Source organism: Kushneria pakistanensis (assembly GCF_014652795.1).
In the GTDB taxonomy this organism is placed as follows: domain Bacteria; phylum Pseudomonadota; class Gammaproteobacteria; order Pseudomonadales; family Halomonadaceae; genus Kushneria; species Kushneria pakistanensis.
Genome location: NZ_BMZM01000001.1, coordinates 20,201 through 37,542, shown reverse-complemented (window position 1 = coordinate 37,542; position 17,342 = coordinate 20,201). Strand labels below are relative to the sequence as shown.

The 17,342-nt window shown below is 61.3% G+C and carries 19 protein-coding genes; 9 read left to right on the top strand and 10 right to left on the bottom strand.

The window, feature by feature from the left end:
• Nucleotides 1-107 precede the first annotated feature (107 nt).
• From IE123_RS00185 to trkA, 3 genes are all read left to right on the top strand, one after another.
• A complete protein-coding gene (locus IE123_RS00185) occupies nt 108-773 on the top strand; it encodes a nicotinamidase (RefSeq protein WP_189513869.1) in 666 nt (221 codons plus the stop codon).
• Nucleotides 774-806: 33 nt separating this feature from the next.
• Nucleotides 807-1,013 carry a dodecin gene (locus IE123_RS00180; RefSeq protein WP_189513866.1) on the top strand — a complete coding sequence of 69 codons (207 nt, stop codon included), beginning with the start codon at nt 807-809 and terminating at the stop codon, nt 1,011-1,013.
• A 138-nt stretch (nt 1,014-1,151) separates the two neighbouring features.
• Complete coding sequence (gene trkA, locus IE123_RS00175) at nt 1,152-2,525, top strand: Trk system potassium transporter TrkA (protein WP_189513862.1); 1,374 nt, start codon at nt 1,152-1,154, stop codon at nt 2,523-2,525.
• A 34-nt stretch (nt 2,526-2,559) separates the two neighbouring features.
• On the opposite strand, the gene IE123_RS00170 is transcribed toward trkA, so the two are convergent.
• A complete protein-coding gene (locus IE123_RS00170; RefSeq protein WP_189513859.1) occupies nt 2,560-2,928 on the bottom strand; it encodes a DUF2784 domain-containing protein in 369 nt (122 codons plus the stop codon).
• Between the two features lie 162 nt (nt 2,929-3,090).
• On the opposite strand from IE123_RS00170, the gene IE123_RS00165 reads away from it, so the two are divergent.
• Nucleotides 3,091-4,305 (top strand): TraB/GumN family protein, encoded by a 1,215-nt coding sequence (locus IE123_RS00165; RefSeq protein WP_189513856.1) that lies wholly within the window; start codon nt 3,091-3,093, stop codon nt 4,303-4,305.
• Nucleotides 4,306-4,372: 67 nt separating this feature from the next.
• Here the strand turns inward: IE123_RS00165 and IE123_RS00160 are convergent, their stop codons facing one another.
• The 4 genes from IE123_RS00160 to IE123_RS00145 all read right to left on the bottom strand — a co-directional run bounded on the left by IE123_RS00160 (nt 4,373) and on the right by IE123_RS00145 (nt 7,177).
• A complete protein-coding gene (locus IE123_RS00160; RefSeq protein WP_189513852.1) occupies nt 4,373-4,660 on the bottom strand; it encodes a putative quinol monooxygenase in 288 nt (95 codons plus the stop codon).
• A 43-nt stretch (nt 4,661-4,703) separates the two neighbouring features.
• Nucleotides 4,704-5,417 (bottom strand): tRNA-uridine aminocarboxypropyltransferase, encoded by a 714-nt coding sequence (locus IE123_RS00155; protein WP_189513850.1) that lies wholly within the window; start codon nt 5,415-5,417, stop codon nt 4,704-4,706.
• Complete coding sequence (locus IE123_RS00150) at nt 5,414-6,352, bottom strand: bile acid:sodium symporter family protein (RefSeq protein ID WP_189513847.1); 939 nt, start codon at nt 6,350-6,352, stop codon at nt 5,414-5,416. The genes IE123_RS00155 and IE123_RS00150 overlap by 4 nt, the downstream gene beginning before the upstream one ends.
• 96 nt (nt 6,353-6,448) lie before the next feature.
• Complete coding sequence (locus IE123_RS00145; RefSeq protein ID WP_189513844.1) at nt 6,449-7,177, bottom strand: SIR2 family NAD-dependent protein deacylase; 729 nt, start codon at nt 7,175-7,177, stop codon at nt 6,449-6,451.
• 193 nt (nt 7,178-7,370) lie between these two features.
• Here IE123_RS00145 and IE123_RS00140 point away from each other — a divergent pair, with 193 nt between their 5' ends.
• The 3 genes from IE123_RS00140 to IE123_RS00130 are packed head-to-tail and all read left to right on the top strand — an operon-like array spanning nt 7,371 to nt 9,258.
• Complete coding sequence (locus tag IE123_RS00140; protein WP_189513841.1) at nt 7,371-8,153, top strand: pseudouridine synthase; 783 nt, start codon at nt 7,371-7,373, stop codon at nt 8,151-8,153.
• Nucleotides 8,150-9,028, top strand: coding sequence for a tRNA cyclic N6-threonylcarbamoyladenosine(37) synthase TcdA (tcdA, locus tag IE123_RS00135; RefSeq protein WP_189513839.1), 879 nt, complete (start codon nt 8,150-8,152; stop codon nt 9,026-9,028). Before IE123_RS00140 ends, tcdA begins: the two co-directional genes overlap by 4 nt.
• A complete protein-coding gene (locus IE123_RS00130) occupies nt 9,025-9,258 on the top strand; it encodes a DUF1653 domain-containing protein (RefSeq protein ID WP_189513836.1) in 234 nt (77 codons plus the stop codon). Before tcdA ends, IE123_RS00130 begins: the two co-directional genes overlap by 4 nt.
• Nucleotides 9,259-9,348: 90 nt before the next feature.
• On the opposite strand, the gene bfr is transcribed toward IE123_RS00130, so the two are convergent.
• From bfr to lptF, 5 genes are all read right to left on the bottom strand, one after another.
• Nucleotides 9,349-9,852, bottom strand: a complete 504-nt coding sequence (gene bfr, locus IE123_RS00125) for a bacterioferritin (RefSeq protein ID WP_189513833.1) — start codon at nt 9,850-9,852, stop codon at nt 9,349-9,351.
• Nucleotides 9,853-10,038: 186 nt separating this feature from the next.
• Nucleotides 10,039-10,266 carry a (2Fe-2S)-binding protein gene (locus IE123_RS00120; protein ID WP_189513830.1) on the bottom strand — a complete coding sequence of 76 codons (228 nt, stop codon included), beginning with the start codon at nt 10,264-10,266 and terminating at the stop codon, nt 10,039-10,041.
• A 153-nt stretch (nt 10,267-10,419) separates the two neighbouring features.
• Nucleotides 10,420-11,940: an acetaldehyde dehydrogenase ExaC gene (exaC, locus tag IE123_RS00115; protein ID WP_189513827.1), complete on the bottom strand. Its 1,521-nt coding sequence runs from the start codon at nt 11,938-11,940 to the stop codon at nt 10,420-10,422.
• A gap of 193 nt (nt 11,941-12,133) precedes the next feature.
• Nucleotides 12,134-13,192: an LPS export ABC transporter permease LptG gene (lptG, locus tag IE123_RS00110; RefSeq protein WP_229819609.1), complete on the bottom strand. Its 1,059-nt coding sequence runs from the start codon at nt 13,190-13,192 to the stop codon at nt 12,134-12,136.
• Nucleotides 13,189-14,268 carry an LPS export ABC transporter permease LptF gene (gene lptF, locus IE123_RS00105; RefSeq protein WP_189513821.1) on the bottom strand — a complete coding sequence of 360 codons (1,080 nt, stop codon included), beginning with the start codon at nt 14,266-14,268 and terminating at the stop codon, nt 13,189-13,191. The genes lptG and lptF overlap by 4 nt, the downstream gene beginning before the upstream one ends.
• 221 nt (nt 14,269-14,489) lie before the next feature.
• Here lptF and IE123_RS00100 point away from each other — a divergent pair, with 221 nt between their 5' ends.
• Together IE123_RS00100 and IE123_RS00095 are read left to right on the top strand one after the other, a co-directional pair.
• A complete protein-coding gene (locus IE123_RS00100; RefSeq protein ID WP_189513818.1) occupies nt 14,490-15,974 on the top strand; it encodes a leucyl aminopeptidase in 1,485 nt (494 codons plus the stop codon).
• A gap of 198 nt (nt 15,975-16,172) precedes the next feature.
• Entirely contained in the window at nt 16,173-17,273 is a 1,101-nt protein-coding gene (locus IE123_RS00095) for a branched-chain amino acid aminotransferase (RefSeq protein ID WP_189513815.1), read from the top strand.
• Nucleotides 17,274-17,342: the final 69 nt, after the last annotated feature.

The following is a 17,342-nucleotide window of genomic DNA, read 5'->3' as shown; positions in this document are numbered from 1 at the left end:
TTTCACACGCCGACGCTTGTCAGATAGCCAGGGGCCTTCGATACTGAAGGCCATCCTGGCTGCCGGACATCTGACCACGCATGGCCCACTCACATCGTGATACTGACATGCCCGAAACTCGGCCACCGATCGATCAGCGCGCACTGATCGTGGTGGACATGCAGGTAGATTTCATGCCGGGAGGCGCACTGCCCTGTGCCCGCGGCAATGAAATCGTTGAGGGTATTCAGGCAGCCCTGTCCAGCGGTGAATATGGCCATATCGTGGCGACCCAGGACTGGCACCCGCCCGGCCATATCTCCTTTGCCAGCAGCCATGGCCATCATCAGCCCTTTGATACGATCGCGCTTTATGGCGAGACACAAACACTCTGGCCGGATCACTGCGTACGCGCGACCAGCGGTGCCGTGCTGGATACGCGTCTGGACTGGTCACTGGCGGACGTCATCATTCGCAAGGGCAGCGACCCGCGCGTGGACAGCTACAGCGGCTTTCGTGACAACCTGGGCCCTGACGGCACGCGGCCATCCACCGGGCTTGCCGGCTGGCTGCATGAGCGAGGAGTGACCGAGGTCTCTGTCTGTGGTCTGGCGCGCGAGGTCTGTGTGCTCTGGACGGCCGAGGATGCTGCCAGAGCAGGATTTACCACCCGATTTCTCTGGCCGCTGACGCGTCCGGTGTCCTTTGCATCCGACACCGCGACGCATCAACGGCTGGAACACGGCGGTATCGCGATCGTCGATACCGCTTCCATGGACCCCCCTGATGCCTGAAGCCAACAGGGGCCACGTTAAAGGAAAGACACCATGAGCGATCATGTCTACAAGTCCATCGAACTGACCGGCTCTTCGGAGACCAGCATCGAGGATGCCGTACAAAATGCCCTGACCAAGGCCAGCGAGACGGTCAAGAACATGAACTGGTTTCAGGTCACCGAAACCCGTGGCCATATCGAAAATGACCGTGTCGGCCACTGGCAGGTCAGCATCAAGGTAGGCTTCACTCTCGAGTGATACGCCTGCGGCAGCCAGCTCCTGGCTGCCGCACCCTGCTTTTGCATATAACCCATCCCCCCTGCCCTTTCCCTTGTCGCCGTTTGGTGCCAACATCCTCGCCAATGATTTTGCCCCATCACCTTTCGGACCAACGTCATGAAAATCATCATTCTGGGCGCAGGCCAGGTAGGCGGTACGCTGGCCGAGCATCTGGCGCATGAAGACAACGACATTACCGTGGTGGATGTCGATGGCGTTCGCCTGCGTGATTTAAGTACACGCCTTGATCTGAGAACCGTGCAGGGAGTGTGCTCCTACCCGATCACCCTGAAAGAGGCCGGGGCCGAAGACGCCGACATGCTGATCGCCGTGACCAATTCCGACGAGGTCAACATGATGGCCTGTCAGGTGGCCCATACGCTGTTCAGCACGCCGACCAAGATTGCCCGCGTGCGGGCCACCCAGTATCTCACCAGCAAGGGCCTCTTTTCCCAGGACGCCATCCCGATCGATGTGCTGATCAGCCCCGAGCAGGTCGTGACCAACCATATCCGCCGCCTGATCGAATACCCCGGTGCCCTGCAGGTGCTGGACTTTGCCAATGGCCTGGCGCAGCTGGTGGCGGTCAAGGCCTATTACGGCGGGCCGCTGGTGGGTCAGGAGCTGGGCTTTCTGCGCCGCCACATGCCCAATGTCGATACCCGGGTGGCGGCCATCTATCGCCGCAACCGCCCGATCATGCCCCGTGGCAATACCGTCATCGAGGCCGATGACGAGGTATTTTTCATTGCCGCGCGCAAGGACATCCGCACCGTCATGGGAGAACTCAGGCGGGTGGATCGGGGCTTTCGCCGGGTGATGATCGGCGGCGGCGGCAACATCGGTGAGCGTCTGGCCGAGACGCTGGAGCAGGATTATCAGGTCAAGATCCTGGAGCAGAATCTGGAGCGCTGTAATCATCTGTCGGAGAATCTAAAGCGCACCGTGGTACTGCACGGCAGTGCCACCAGCAAGCGGCTGCTGGTGGAGGAAAACATCGAGGAGTGCGACATCTTCTGTGCGCTGACCAATGATGACGAGGTCAACGTCATGTCCTCGATGCTGGCCAAGCGCCTGGGCGCCAAGAAGGTGCTGACCCTGATCAACAACCCGGCCTATGTGGATCTGGTGCAGGGCGGCGAGATCGATATCGCCATTTCCCCCCAGCAGGCCACCATCGGCGGGCTTTTGACCCACGTGCGCCGTGGGGACATCGTCAACGTGCACTCCCTGCGCCGCGGTGCCGCCGAGGCGATCGAGGCGATTGCCCATGGGGATTCGCGCTCTTCGCGGGTGGTCGGGCGTACCGTCGGTGAGGTCAAGCTGCCCGAGGGAGTCAGCATCGGCGCCATCGTGCGCGGACGTGATGTCATGATCGCTCACCGTGACATCACCATTCAGACCGATGATCACATCATTCTTTTTGTGGTCGACAAGCGCAAGCTCAAGGAAGTCGAACGCCTCTTCCAGGTGGGCCTGAGCTTTTTCTAGCAGGCAAACGCACCCTTGCCAGCACTGCCCGGTCTTATCGCTGCCGCCACCGCCTGCGTATCAGCCAGACGTAAGGCGGCAGGTTGATCAAAAGCGCCCCAAGCCCCAGCCAGAGCTGTATGGTCGGCGTCAGGCCGGCCGGATAAATCACCCTCAATAGATAGTGCTCGATGAAACCGCCCTCGAGCCCCGCCTGACCTGCCTGCAGGCGCAGCATGTTTTCAAGCGGGGTGAGCGGGCAACGCCAGCCATTGAGCTCCAGCGCCACGGCCCAGGCCAGTGCCGGCAGATGCAGCCATGCCAGATGCGGACGCCACAGGACGGCCAGCGCACCGAGCACGACCCAGATGATAAAGGCCAGATGCACGATCAGCACGCCATCGGCGGCCAGTCGATACGCCATGACATCCCTCCCTCGAGAAGCCTTCGCTACGAAAGCCGGGCCCGATGACGCCGGCCGTTCAGCGTCAGCTTTTGTTCATTGTGGACGCTTCAGCGATAATGTCGCCTCCCGCATCGGCGCTATCCGACGCCGAGCTTCATTGACGCCAGCCTGTGAGTCACCATGCCCAACCAAGGACAGGGTCCGCGCGAAACCCTTGATGTCGGTCATCATCATCTGACCCTTGTGGGCACCGCCCATGTGTCCCGTGAAAGTGCCGAAGAGGTACGCGACCTGATTCGCTCCGGTGAATTTGACGCCGTAGCCATCGAGCTGTGCGCCTCGCGTCATCAGAGCCTGGTGGACCCCGATGCCATCGCCCGGCTCGATCTTTTCCAGGTACTGCGCCAGGGCAAGGCCGGCATGGTGGCCGCCAGTCTGGCGCTGGGCGCCTTCCAGCAGCGCGTGGCGGAACAGTCCGGCATCGAGCCGGGTGCTGACATGAAGGCCGCCGTCGAGGAAACACAACGCGCCGACCTGCCACTGTATCTGATCGATCGCGAGATCGGCGTGACCCTTAAACGGGTCTATCGCAACGTGCCATGGTATCGGCGCATGACGCTCATTTCAGGCCTGATCGGCAGCGTACTGTCACGTGACAAGGTCTCGAGTCAGGAGATCGAACGCCTCAAGGAAGGTGACGTGCTGGAGGCCACCTTTGCCGAATTCGCACAGCAATCCAGCCATCTTTATACGCCGCTGGTCGAGGAGCGCGACCGCTATATGGCGCTCAAGGTGGTCGAAGCACTGCCCGAAGGCGAGACGCGGCGCGTTTTGGTGGTCATTGGCGCCGGCCACCTCAAGGGCATGAGCGCGCACCTGCGCACGCTGGACGCCGAGCCTCCCAAAGCGCCGGCCGTGACCGAAGAGCGTCAGACGCTTGAGGCCCTGGCCCCCTCGGGTCGTATATGGAAGCTGCTGCCCTGGCTGGTGGTGGCACTGGTGGTGGCCGGCTTCGCGCTGGGCTTTAGCCGCGACACCGGGCTGGGCTGGTCGCTGGTCGGCGAATGGGTCCTGATCAACTCGACGCTTTCCGCCCTGGGCGCGCTGATCGCGCTGGGTCACCCGCTGACCATACTGGCTGCGCTGGTGGCAGCACCGCTGACATCGCTGAATCCGACCATCGGCGTGGGCTTTGTCACGGCCGGCGTCGAGCTCTACATGCGAAAACCCACGGTGGGTGACTTTTCTACCCTGCGACGTGACGTCAGCCACTGGCGCGGCTGGTGGCGCAACCGGGTGGCCCGCACGCTGCTGGTCTTTCTGCTCTCCACCCTAGGCTCGGCGGCAGCCACCTGGATTGCCGGGCTGCGCATTGCCGGGCAGCTCTTTGGCTAGACTTGAAAGGCCAGGCAAAAAAACGCCGTGACGATGTCACGGCGCTTTGTTACCCGGCGACGCATGATCAGGTCAATACGTCGTACTCGCGGACTTCCATGTGCTCAATGGCGTTTTCAAGGGTCTGCGCCATCTGCTTGTAGTGCTCGGTGGCAATATGGGCATCGAGTGCGGCGCGATCACGCCACTGTTCCACCATGATAAAGCGCGATGGCTGCTCGCTGTCCCGCGTCAGGGTATAAAGCAGGCACCCGTCATCGGCTCTGGACGGCGCCACAACCCTGGTCAGCTCGGCCTCAACGCGTCCTTCCTCACCCGATTTGGCATCGATGGTCGCCAGAATACCCAGTGTCATATCATTTCTCCTGTCATGAACATGCGTTCAAAGGATAGCCGGCTCAGGCGTTGTGCGCGCAGCGTCTGGTCAGCAGACGCTGCGCAGCGTCGGATTCATGGGGTGTACCGGCATCGCGCCTGGCGGCGGCGTACTGCTCGTTGAACACCATGAAGTAGTCATCGAGTACCTGAGCGCCCTCCTCGTCGCCGGCGAGTCGCAGCAGTTCGGCGGCGACTTCCGCCGTGCACAGGTGCTCGGGGCTGGCCGGTTTTCTCAGCCGATAGCGGGTGAGACGGTCGGTGCGCAGGGCCACGATGGGCAGCGTGGCGAGATAGTCACTTTTGCGAAACATCCGCCGCGCCTGACGCCAGGTACCATCAAGCAGGATAAAGACCGGAATGCGCGACGTATCACAGGCCTTTTCCACGTTTACCACCCGGTGGCGATAGTCTTCCTGATCATCGGGAAAGACCAGACAGGGGGCAAAACGCGAATCCTCGAGTGCGGCCAGCAGTGCCGGGTCCGGCTCGGTCCGCGACCACTCGAAAACCCGGGTATCGGCAATGCAGTCACCAATCAGCCGACCGGTGTTGGTCGGCTTGTAGTGCTCGATGCGATGGGTGATCAGCCAGAAATGCGCACGCGTGGCCACCTGCAGGCGATAGGCACAGATGCAGTGCAGCCCCGGCATTCGGCACTGCTCACAGCGCTTGACCAGGCTGCCGCGTGCATTGAACGGCTTGCGCGGCGCCAGCGGATCATGACCCTCGCTCATGGTGTGCCCTGCTTCTCGTCTGACAACGTGGCAGGCCGTCTTTTCCAGTAGCCGGCCAACAGCGAGCCGGAGATGTTGTGCCATACCGAAAAGAGCGCGCCGGGCAACGCCGCAGCCGCCGGAAAGAAGTTGGTGGCAAGCGATACGGCAAGCCCGGAGTTCTGCATGCCGACCTCGATGGCCACGGCGCGGCAGTCCCGGGCATTGAGCCCTGCCAGCCGTGACAGCCAGAAACCGCCCACCAGCCCGCAGGCATTATGCAGTATGACGGCCAGCGCAATCACGGGGCCCAGACTCGCCAGACGCCCGGCGTTAAGCGCTACCACAATGGCGATGATCATCACGATGGCGGCCATGGCAATTGTTGCCAGCGCCGGCTCGATACGGGCAATGGTGCTGGCCAGAAAGTGATTGATCAGACTGCCCAGCGCGATCGGCACGATCACAAGCTTTGCAATGCTCCAGAGCATGCCGCCTACCGGAACATCGATGCTGGCACCCATCCAGAGCCAGACCAGCAGCGGCGTCATGACAATCGACAACAGCGTCGACACCAGCGTCATGCTGATCGACAGCGCCACATTGCCGCCGGCAAGCCAGGTGATAACGTTGGAGGCCGTCCCGCCCGAGGTGGCCCCGACCAGCATCATGCCCACGGCAAGCTCCGGTGCGAGCCCCAAAAGATGCGAAATGGCAAAGGCGGCTGCGGGCATCAACAGGTATTGAAGGCCGATCCCGATCACCACGGCCCGCGGTGAGCGGGCCACACGGGCAAAGTCGTGACGCGACAGCGTCAGCCCCATCGTGAACATGATTAGCGCCAGCAGTACCGGCACCCAGCCCTTCAACGATACAAGGGATTCGGGGAAAAGGGCCGCCAGCAGTGCCGCGCCCAGCGCCCACAGCGGAAAGAATCGATTGATCTGCTCAAACATGAAGGTATCTATCTGATAGCGATGACAGGATGCGCGCTGCCCGCAAATGGGCGGCGCTCGTGATAAACCGCGGGGGCACGGGGCTCGATCAGAGCCTCAGCTATCCAGCAGTATGTCAGGGTCGGGCTTGAGCAGGCGGCCATGTTGTGACCAGAAGTCGCGCAGGCGGCTGACCCCTTCGGTGGCGCTCGTGGCAAGCGGCACAACGCCCTGGATGGCAAGCTCGCGTGCACCGGGATCCACCAGTACACGCGGGGCGTTTATGGGTGCCTCGTCCATCAGCATCGAGGCCGGGGTAACGGCCAGCGAGGTGCCCACGATCAGCAGCAGATCAGCTTCTGCGACAATATCGCAGGCAGTGGCATAAAGCGGCACGTTTTCACCAAACCAGACCACGTGCGGGCGCAGCTGAGCGCCGTCGTCACAGCAGTCGCCCATCTCGATGGTCTCGTCTTCGCCGAGTCGATACACCAGGCGGGCATCGCGACTGGAGCGCGCCTTCAGGATCTCGCCGTGCAGGTGCAGAACATCGCGCGAGCCGGCGCGCTCATGCAGGTCGTCAATGTTCTGGGTAATGATGCTGACCCGGAAATGCCTTTCGAGTTCGGCCAGCGCCAGATGGGCGGCATTGGGACGGGCGGCCCGCACCTGGGCACGACGCTCATTGTAAAAGCGCAGCACGGTGTGGGGATCACGCGTCCAGGCCTCGGGCGTCGCCACATCCTCGACATGATGATTTTCCCAGAGGCCATCACCATCACGAAAGGTTTTGATACCGCTTTCAGCGCTGATGCCGGCACCAGTGAGTACAACCAGGTGAGCCATGCATGTGTCCTCATGAAGATGTGATCCAGGCGACCCATCGACACGACAGCAGGCGATGACATGACATCGCAGGCAGGGGGCTACCGATGGCGCAGGGATTTTAACAGAGTCCGATCATCACGCCATCCTGACCCTGTACATCCGACCATGCAATTGCCGACAATAGCCCCTGATGCCCAGCCATGATGTTGCCATGACCACGCCCATACCCGTTATTTACCGCGATGATCACCTGGTGGTGGTTCACAAGCCTTCCGGTGCCCTGGTGCACCGCAGCGCGCTGGACCGGCACGCCCCAGTGATCATGCTGCAGGCCCTGCGCGATCAGCTGGGAATGCGTGTCTATCCGGCTCACCGGCTGGACCGCCCCACCTCGGGCGCCCTGCTCTTTGCCCTGACACCCGAAATGGCCACCGCGCTGGGTCAGCAGTTCCAGCACCAGCAGGTACAAAAGCGCTATCTTGCCATTGTGCGGGGCACCGGCCCGGAAGCAGCGACCTACGATTGGCCCCTGCGCGAAGAGGATGGCAAGCGTCCCAAGGCGGAGATGCCGGCCATGGATGCCGAGACCCATGTCAGAAGACTCGATAGCGTGGAGCTGCCACTTGCCATCGATCGTTACCCGACCAGCCGCTATTCCCTGATGTCGGTCACCCCCATGACCGGACGGCGTCATCAGATTCGTCGTCACCTGAGCCGCGGGGGCTATCCGATCATTGGTGATGCCAAACATGGCAAGGGCATCCACAACCGCTTCTTTCGGGATCACTTCGATGCCGGTCGCCTGCTGCTGGCGGCCGTGACGCTTGAGTTTTATCACCCTGCCTGCGAGCAAAGACTCAGGGTGAGCGCCGCCGTTGAAGAGGACATGGCAGCGCTGATGCTTCGATTTGGCTGGGGCGGCCACTGCCCGGTCAATCAGGTGCAGTGGCATGACACCACCGACAGCTCTTACAGGAGAGAACCCACATCATGAGCGATTTCTCCAGCGCCGAGCATCTGGACACGGCCCGTCACGAGGCCGACTTCGCCGCGCGTTTTGACGGCATGCGCCGTCTTTATGGTCATACGGGCGTCGAGCGTCTTCGCAGCGCCCACGTGGTGGTCATCGGGATCGGCGGCGTGGGCAGCTGGAGCGTCGAGGCACTGGCGCGTTCGGGGTTTGAGCGCATCAGCCTGATCGACCTTGATGATGTCTGCACCACCAACATCAACCGTCAGCTCCATGCCCTTGATGGCACCATCGGCCGCCCGAAGGTCGAGGTCATGGCCGAGCGCTGCCGTCTGATCAACCCGTGGATTCAGGTCGAGGCCATCTCGGGCTTTATCACCCCGGATAATATTGCCCGCATGCTGCCAAGCGATACCGACCACGTCATTGATGCCATCGACCACGTGGGCGCCAAGTGTGCGCTCATCGATTATTGCAGGCGTCATAAAATCGGGTTGACCGTGACCGGTGGCGCCGGTGGCCTGACCGATCCGACCCGCATCATGACCGCGGATCTCACACGCACCGAGCATGACCCGCTACTGTCAAAGGTGCGCAGCCGGCTGCGGCGCGACCATGGTTTCAGCCGCAACCCAAAACGCCGGTTTTCGGTCACCTGCGTCTACTCGCCCGAACAGCGCCGCTATCCCGACGGTGCCGGTGAGGTGTGCAATACACGACCAGGCGATGGCGAGACCCTGAAACTCGGTTGCAGCGCTGGCTATGGTTCTGCCACTTTCGTCACCGGCGCCTTTGGCTTTGCCGCCGTCGGCCACGCTATCGAACGCCTGATTCGTACCGGCATCGCCGCTGACAACACGGACAGTGATGCCGAATCCGCCACAATGGAGCCTGCATGAAACGAGAAAATGAACACGCCGTGACGCCCGGTATCTATCGGCATTACAAGGGCAGTGACTATGAGGTGCTGGGCGTTGCGCATCACAGCGAGACGGAAGAACCGCTGGTGGTCTATCGCGCTCTTTATGGCGAATTTGGCCTCTGGGTCCGGCCGCTGGCCATGTTCCGGGAAAACGTCGAGATCGATGGTGAGCCGGTGGCGCGTTTTTCATTGATTCGGCACTTCTAATCCGGCCGAACTTCGACACTGCCGCCCCCCCGAACGACAGCGGGCCGCCCCCTGGGGCGGCCCGCTGACATGCGTGAGAAGGTGACCGGATCAGGTCGTGGTTTCACCTTCTTCACGCTCGCTGGCAGCGCGCATCTGGCGCTGCTTGTAGTTTTCCAGCCCGACCTGTTCAAGCAGGTGCAGTTCGGTTTCGATGATATCGATGTGCTCTTCTTCCTGGGCCAGGATCTTCTTGAGCATTTCGCTGCTGGGGTAGTCGGCCACGGATTCGCAGTAGCGGATGGCCGCGATCAGATCGTTACGCCCGTCGTGCTCGATACGCAGATCGCACTCCAGCATTTCCTTGACGTGTTCGCCGATGTGCAGCTTGCCCAGATCCTGCAGGTTGGGCAGACCGTCAAGAAACAGAATGCGCTCGATCAGGATATCGGCATGCTGCATCTCTTCGATCGATTCCTGATATTCCCAGTCGCCCAGACCATGCAGGCCCCAGTTGCGATACATGCGGGCATGCAGGAAATACTGATTGATGGCAATAAGCTCATTGCCAAGGATTTTGTTGAGGTGCTCGATAACCTGAGGATCGCCTTTCATGTGTTTCTCCGCCATCAGTGGTCATGGCAGTCGCCGAAACCTGCGTCCGCCTGTGGAGGCAGTATCCATCAAACGCACGGGGATTTCGACCACACGGGCATAAAAAAAGGCTCGATGCGAGCCATTATCAGAAGATAATTCAAACAGTTAGCAGTTAATACCGATTCCTTTGCGCAAGCGCCCTGCTCAGCGCACGGCGTAGGCAAGCTCTTCATAATGCCGCGTCGGGATATGCTGCGCCATGTGGCGTTTCAAAAGCGCTTCATCGACGATCTCCTGCGCAAGACAGGTGCACTTGCCGCACTGGGTGGCACACCGGGTCATCCGGGACACGTCTTCCCAGCTCGAGGCGCCCAGCGCCACTGCCTGCTTTAACTGCCCGTCCGTGACCTTCTTGCACATGCATACAAACATGGTGACCCCCACCCGCAAAGAGAATACAAATGATTCTCATAAGAGATTGCATTGGCGCAATATGCGAAACATTTTCATTCGCGTCAATCTCTGCAGCGTGAAAGGCACAAAAAAGAGCGACCGAAGTCGCTCTCTGATACCCGGGGATCGTATTTAGTAGAGCCCGACCGGGCTATCGCTGTAGGAGATCAGCTGGCACTTGAGCTGCTGGTAGTTGCCCAGCATGGCCAGATGGGTTTCGCGGCCGATACCGGATTTCTTGTAACCGCCGAAGGCGGCGTGCGCCGGATACTGGTGATAGCAGTTGGTCCAGACACGACCTGCCTGAATGGCCCGGCCCATGCGATAGGCGCGGTTCATGTCACGCGTCCAGACTCCGGCCCCCAGGCCGAACTCGGTATCGTTGGCGATCGCCAGCGCCTCCTCCTCGGTTTTGAAGGTCGTCACGGACAGCGTGGGCCCGAAGATTTCCTCCTGGAAGATGCGCATGTCGTTGCGGCCCTTGAAGATCGTGGGCTGCACATAGAAGCCGTTTTCATGGTCGTGATCGACCTGCGCCCGCTCGCCACCCAGCAACAGCTCGGCACCCTCGTCACGGCCGATCTCCATATAGGAGAGGATCTTGTCGAACTGTTCTTTCGAGACCTGAGCGCCCATCTCGGTGTCGGTATCCAGCGGATTGCCGGATTTAAGCCGCTTGGCCCGTGCCACGGCACGCGATATCAGCGTGTCATAGACTGACTCATGAATCAGCGCACGTGACGGACAGGTGCAGACCTCACCCTGATTGAGGAAAGTCATCATCAGCCCTTCGACGCACTTGTCGATGTAGGCATCGCCGTGATCCAGCACGTCCTCGAAATAGATGTTGGGCGACTTGCCGCCCAGTTCCAGCGTGGCCGGGATAATGCGCTCCGCCGCCCGGGACATGATGTGACTGCCCACCGGGGTGGAGCCGGTAAAGGCAATCTTCTGGATGCCCGGATGGGTGGCCAGGGCCTCGCCGGCCTCTTCTCCAATGCCCTGTACCACGTTGAGCACGCCCGGCGGCAACAGATCCTGGATCAGTTCCAGCAGTACGCAGATGGACGCCGGGGTCTGTTCGGCAGGCTTGAGCACGCTGCAGTTACCGGCCACCAGCGCCGGCGCCAGCTTCCAGCCGGCCATCAGCAGCGGAAAGTTCCAGGGGATGATCTGCCCGACCACGCCATAGGGTTCATGGTAGTGATAGGCCACCGTCTGGCTGTCGATTTCGCTGATGCCGCCCTCCTGCGCGCGGATACAGCCGGCAAAGTAGCGAAAGTGATCGGCCAGCAGCGGAATATCGGCGGCCAGACATTCCCGGATCGGCTTGCCGTTGTCCCAGGTCTCGGCCACGGCCAGCATCTCGAGGTTCTCCTCGATGCGATCGGCAATTTTCAACATGATGCCGGCGCGCTCGGCCGGCGCCGTGGCCGCCCAGCCGGGCGCTGCCTGTTGCGCGGCCTTCACGGCGCGATCAACATCCTCGCGTCCGGAGCGTGCCACCTGACAGAACACCTCACCGGTGACCGGCGTGATGTTATCCATGTAGCGGCCATCGTGTGGCGCGCACCACTCCCCGCCGATGAAGTTGTCGTAGCGGTCGCGAAAGCGTACGAGTGCATCCGAACTGCCGGGTCTGGCGTACTGCATTGTCCACCTCCAGAGAATCAGGGTAGCGATCGATGAGAGAAGCTCTCGGCCCCTGCCTACTCTGGCATCGCCACAACGCCGCCACAAACGGATATTGGTCCAACACGCTCGGGGCTAAAAAGGGTGTAAAACGCAAGACGCCCTGAAGCGTTCACTTCAGGGCGTACAGGCGATGGCAGGTATCGTGGATAGATCAGCCGGCGCGACGCAACAGCCAGAAACCGAGGGCAAAACAGACACTCATTGGCACCACAATGGCCCAGATGGGCGAAAAGCCGAAAATGGTCGCCGCGGGCCCGAGCAGATCCTGCACATACTTGAAGATCAGCCCCACCACCGTGCCGTAGAACACCCGAGTGCCGGCCGCGACGCTTCTCAAGGGGCCAAAGATGAACGACGCCGCAATGATCACCAGCGAGATCAACGTCAGCGGCAACAGCACCTTCTGCCAGAAATAGAGCCAGGTATCGGTGGCACTGATCCCCTGCGCATTGAGATAGCTGCCGTAGCGCCAGAGATCCTCGATCGACTGACTGTTGCGATCAGTGATGATCAGGCGCAACAGCTCCGGATCAAGCGACGTATCCCACGCAAGCCGGTCAAGATGCTCCGACTGCGTGGCATCCTCGCTGATCAGGGTGCGATCCACGTTTTCCAGCGTCCACTCATCATCTTCAAGTACTGCCCGTGTGGCGTGGGTGGCCTCCACCAGCCGCCCCTCGTCATAGCGAAAGCGATTGACGTCCAAAAGTGTATTGTCCGAGCGAATGGAGCCAAAACGGTAGAAGCTGTCGCCCTCGCGCTGCCAGCCGCCGCGACGGGAAATGGCGTTGCCTTCCTGTAGCTCGGTACGCCATGCCTGACCAAACATCTCGGTGCGTGGCGCTGCGAACTCACCAATCGCCATGACCACCAGCACCACGACCAGCAGCGGCTTCATGACCCCGATCAGAATGCGCCACAGGGAAAACCCCGCCGAGCGCATGACGGTCAGCTCGTTGCTGGAGGCCATGGCACCCAACCCGACAAGCGAGCCGATCAGCACGCTGACCGGCGCGTATTGATAAAAGCGCCATGGCAGGCGAATCACGCCGTACATCAACACCTGGAGCGTGCCGTAATTGCCTTCGGTATCGCCCAGGTCATTGATGAAGCTGATGGTGAAATCAAGACCGAGAATAATGAGATGCACGATGAGCATGCCCATGAGGACATTGCGCGCAATGTAGCGATCGAGCCGGTTGAACATCAGCGCGCGCCTCCATGTTGACTGCTTCGGTACAACAGCCAGCCCCCGATCAGCGCAAAGACAGCGTGAACGGGCCAGAGGCCGATTGCGGCCGGAAGAGCGCCGCTACCCACTGCGTCCTGGGCGGCCAGCAAAAGACTCATATAGGCCACATACAGGATGATGGCCGGCATCATCTTGGCAAACCGCCCCTGGCGGGGATTGGCCCGCGACAGCGGCAGGGCAATCAGCGTCAGTATCGGCACCATCAATGCCAGCGAGATCCGCCACTGAAGGGCAGCGCGCGCCTTGTTGCTCTCATCCCCAAGAAGACGCCAGGTCGGCTGAAGCTCGACATCGTCTACATCCATCTGGGCCGTACCGTTTTCAAGCCGGGCAGCATAGGTATCAAATTCCAGGCGCTCGGCAACCCGACTCCCGGGCCTGACACTCTCTCGGGTGCCGTCGGACAGCACCAGAAAGCGGCTTTCGCTTTCCGGGTCAGTGGTCTGGTAACCGCTCGCGCCCTGGGTCAGGACATCGACCCGCTGCCCCTGATCATTGCGGGTCTGCTCGGCAATAAAGACGTTTTCCATCCGGCTGCTGCCCTGCTCGACGCGCTCGGCATAGATGGTGCGATCCCCCAGCTTTTGAAAGCGCCCGGGCGTAAGCGCGCTGAAATCAGCCCGCTCCTGCTGCTCGGTCAGTATCTGTTCGTTTTTGGTCAGCCCGGCCGGGGTCAGCCACAGGCTACAGGCCCCGACCACGCAGGCCATCAGCAGTGCCGGCCAGCAGGATGCGCCCAGAATGCGGGCAGGGCTGACGCCACAGGCCGCCAGCACGGTCATTTCGCTGTTGAGATAGAGCTGTCCGTAGGCCAGCAAAATACCCAGAAAGAAGGCAAGCGGCAGGATCAGCTGGAGAAAGCTGGGCATGTGAAACAGCATCAGGCTGCCCAGCAGGCTGGCCGGAAAGTCGCCTTCAGCCACATCGCTGAAGTAGCGGATGAAGCGATTGCCCATGATGACCAGCAACAGGATGCCGGTCACGGCACTCATCGTGGTCAGGATTTCACGAATCAAATAGCGAAAAACGATCAAGCGCAGACTCCCTCATACATCAATATCAAGCGATCGTTTCCGATGCATACATCGGGAGATGACCCCTGACCATGCAATGGCGCAGGGGTTTGCGTACACTGAAGGCCTGTTCGGACCCGCCTGTTCAACGCCCCGAATATCCGTTTACCGTACTCGACAACATGTCTTGTTCAAAACAGGCATTATCGCCAATACCCACCGCATTGTCTTGGGGAGACACCATGGAATTTCCCGTGCTCACCGCCAACCCGGCCCGATCCGAAACCGACTGTATTATCGTGCCGGTGTTCAAGGACGGTGATTTGCCCCCGGCCAGCGAGCGTCTGGATGACGCCAGCGAGCGTTTGATTACGCAGCTCGTGGAACGGGGAGACTTCGACCCCACCACTGCCAGTGTACAGCTGGTGCCCTTTGCTCCCGGCCTCAATACCGCCCGCCTGCTGCTGGTGGGCTGCGGTGAGACGAAGGACTTCAATGAAGCCGCCTTCCGCCGGGCGCTTGATGCTGCCCTGACGGCCCTGCTGGCCCTGCCGGTCGAAAATGCCGCCATTGCCATGCTGGACAGGGAAAACGGGCCGCATGACGTCACCTGGAAGGCGCGCATGATTGCCGAGGCCACTCTGCGCGCCACCTATCGCTTTGACACCTTCAAATCGAAAAAGCGCCCGCCGATCACTCTTGCCCGGCTGTCGCTGATGGTCAGTGATACCAGCGATGCCGCCAGCGCCGAGGCCGGTGCCCGTATCGGTGCCGGCGTTGGCGCCGGTATCAATCTGGCCCGGGAGCTGGGTAATCTGCCGGGCAATGTCTGTACGCCGCGCTATCTGGCCGATGAAGCCGAAAAGCTGGGCGCCCAGGGTGATCTCAAGGTCACCATTCATGACGAGAAGGCCCTGGAAGCCATGGGCGCCGGCGCGATTCTGGCCGTCGGTCAGGGCAGCGCCGAGCCATCGCGTCTGATCGTCATGGAATATCACGGGGCCGAGGACCCCGAGGAAGCACCCCATGTGCTGGTCGGCAAGGGCATCACCTTTGACAGCGGCGGCATCTCGATCAAGGGCGGTGCCGGCATGGACGAGATGAAGTTTGACATGGGCGGCGCCGCCAGTGTCATGGGCACCATGAAGGCGATGGTGGCACTGAAGCCGAAGATCAACGTGGTCGCCATCATTGCCTCGGCCGAAAACATGCCGGACGCCAAAGCCTTCAAGCCCGGCGATATCATCACCACGCTCAAGGGCCTGACCGTCGAGATTCTCAACACCGACGCCGAAGGACGACTGGTACTGTGCGATGCCCTGACCTATGCCGAGCGCTACAAGCCTGCCTCGGTCGTGGATATCGCGACGTTGACCGGTGCCTGCATTATCGCGCTGGGCCATCAGACCTCGGCGCTGCTGGCCAATGATGACGCCCTGGCACAGCAGCTCCTGAAAGCGGGCACCACCGCCTGGGATCGTGCCTGGCAGCTGCCGCTGTGGGACGAGTATCAGAGTCAGCTCGATTCCGAATATGCCGACATGGCCAACATCGGTGGTCGGCCGGCCGGCACGATCACGGCGGCCTGCTTTCTCTCGCGCTTTGCCGATAGCTATCCCTGGGCGCATCTGGATGTCGCCGGGACGGCCTGGGACGGCAAGAAGGGCGGCACCGGCCGACCGGTCGGCCTTCTCAGTGAATACCTGCTTTCCCAAGAATCTCACTGATCACGCTCGAGTTGTCCTGAGCCCGCCGCCGCGCGGCGGGCTTTATTGGCACAGGGCGCCTGTGTCATTCTTGATCCCCTGTTTCTGACGTTTCCCTTAAACAACTGTCGGACCAGCGTTATCGGATACGCCGTTGCCGATGATCGACAGCGATGTGTACTTCTCGCCTGGCCACCGTACGAACGGAGAATCCGAATCGTGTCTTCTCAAGGCTTTGAGCTGCGCCCCACTGCCACGCCTACCGACGCCGGTCAGCGTGACGAGATCCTCAAGAATCCGGGTTTTGGCCGCTATTTCACCGATCACATGGCGCATGTGCGCTGGACCCATGCCGACGGCTGGAGCGGCAGTGAAGTGCGCCCCTACGGGCCGCTGTCGCTGGACCCGGCCGCCTCGGTACTGCATTACGCCCAGGAGATCTTTGAAGGGGTCAAGGCCTACCGTCACGCGGACGGCTCGGTCTGGACCTTCCGCCCGGAAAAAAATGCCGCGCGCTTTCAGGCCTCGGCCCGCCGTCTGGCCCTGCCGGAGCTGGACGCCGATACCTTTATCGCCTCACTCAAGGCGCTGGTCAGCCAGGACGTTGACTGGGTGCCTACGCCCGCCAGCGAGGCCGAGGAATCAAGCCTCTATCTTCGCCCGTTCATGATCGCCAGCGAGAAGTTTCTCGGCGTGCGGCCCTCGAAGGAAGTGGACTACTACGTGATCGCTTCCCCGGCGGCGGCCTACTTCAAGGGTGGCGTCAAGCCGGTATCGATCTGGCTCTCCTCGAACTATAACCGCGCGGCGCCCGGCGGCACGGGCTTTGCCAAGTGCGGCGGCAATTACGCGGCATCGCTTGCCGCGCAAAAGGAAGCCGAGGCCCACGGTTGTGACCAGGTGGCCTTTCTGGACGCAGTCGAGAACAAGTGGGTCGAAGAGCTGGGCGGCATGAACCTGTTTTTCGTGTTCAAGGACGGGCGCATCGTCACGCCGGCCCTGACCGGTACGATTCTTGAGGGCGTCACACGTGATTCGGTCCTGCAGCTGGCCGCCGACGCCGGGCTCAAGCCCGAAGAGCGTGCCATCAGCATTGAAGAATGGCGCGAAGGCGTACGCTCCGGCGAGATCACCGAAGTGTTCGCCTGCGGCACCGCCGCGGTCATCACCCCCATCGGCGAGCTGGTCAGCGACAGCGATCGTCTGACCTGCAGCGATGGCAGCGGCGGCGAAGTCGGCAAGTCGATTCGCAAGCAGCTGCTGGATATCCAGTACGGTCGCGCCGAGGATCGTCATGGCTGGCTGACGCGTCTGGCCTGAGCCCTCTGAACGCCGCCCTCGGGCGGCGTTGTCATGTTAACGTCCGACCCACTTTTGAACCCACCTGCT